The 974-nt window shown below is 69.9% G+C and carries 1 protein-coding gene and 1 pseudogene; both read left to right on the top strand.

What is annotated here, in order from left to right; translation table 11 throughout:
• Nucleotides 1-223, top strand: a pseudogene (locus EN780_RS35220) (TetR/AcrR family transcriptional regulator); the annotation flags it as partial.
• Nucleotides 220-974, top strand: a 755-nt coding sequence (locus EN780_RS35225) for a DMT family transporter (protein ID WP_128276539.1), incomplete at its 3' end; no start/stop codon positions are given. The pseudogene EN780_RS35220 and the gene EN780_RS35225, both read left to right, overlap by 4 nt.

Below are 974 nucleotides of genomic sequence, written 5' to 3' on the forward strand. Positions count from 1 at the left end.
GTTCAAGGCCGTCGCCCGCCAGAAGAATGGCCTGAGGTCGCGCATGCAGGCGATCCTCGAGCAGACGATGCCGCCGGAGCGGGCGGAGGGCGCCGCGGCGGCGCTGCTGATGCTGATCGAGGGGGCGACGCTGCTGGCGCAGATGGGCGAGGCTGACGCCGCCATCGGCAATGCCCGCAAGGCAGCGGCCGCCATCATCGCGGGCGCGTGGGGGCGGCAATGAGCGCGGCGGTCATCGGGCTGGCGCTGTTCGCCGCCATCCTGCATGCCAGCTGGAACGCCTTCCTGCGGACGGGGGCCGACAGGCTGTGGACGATCACGGTCATGAGCTTTTCCAGCACGTTCATCGCCATTCCCATGGCGCTTTTTCACGCGCTTCCGGCCGCGGCCGCCTGGCCCTATGTCGTGCTCTCGGCCGGCCTGCAGGTCGGCTACAGCGTGTTCCTTGTCGCCGCCTACCGCTATGGCGAGCTGGGGCAGGTCTATCCGATCGTGCGCGGCAGCGTGCCGTTGCTGGTTACGCTTGGCAGCTTCCTCATGGCCGGCCAGCGGCTCACCACGCCGGAGATCGCCGGCGTCGCGCTGGTCGCCTGCGGCATCATGGGATTGTCGCTTGGCAAGGGAAGGGCATCGACGACGTCGATCCTCTACGCGCTGGCGACGGGCGCGATCATCGCCGCCTACGCAACCGTAGATGCGATCGGCGTCCGCGCCGCCGGCGACAGCGGCGCCTACACCGCCTGGGTGCTGCTGATCTACGGCGCCTTGCTGCCAGTCACCTTCGTCGCGCTGCGCGGCAGGCTCATCGTCGACTTCAGCGCGCCGGAAACCCGCAAGGCGCTGGCCGGCGGCCTGTTCGCGCTGCTTGCCTACGGCGTGGTGGTCGCCGCCTTCGCGCTCGGCCCCGCCGGCCCGATCACCGCCATCCGCGAAACCAGCGTCGTCTTCGCCGCCTTCATCGGCCGGTTCTTCCT

Source organism: Mesorhizobium sp. M4B.F.Ca.ET.089.01.1.1 (genome assembly GCF_004022605.1).
In the GTDB taxonomy this organism is placed as follows: Bacteria; Pseudomonadota; Alphaproteobacteria; order Rhizobiales; family Rhizobiaceae; genus Mesorhizobium; species Mesorhizobium abyssinicae.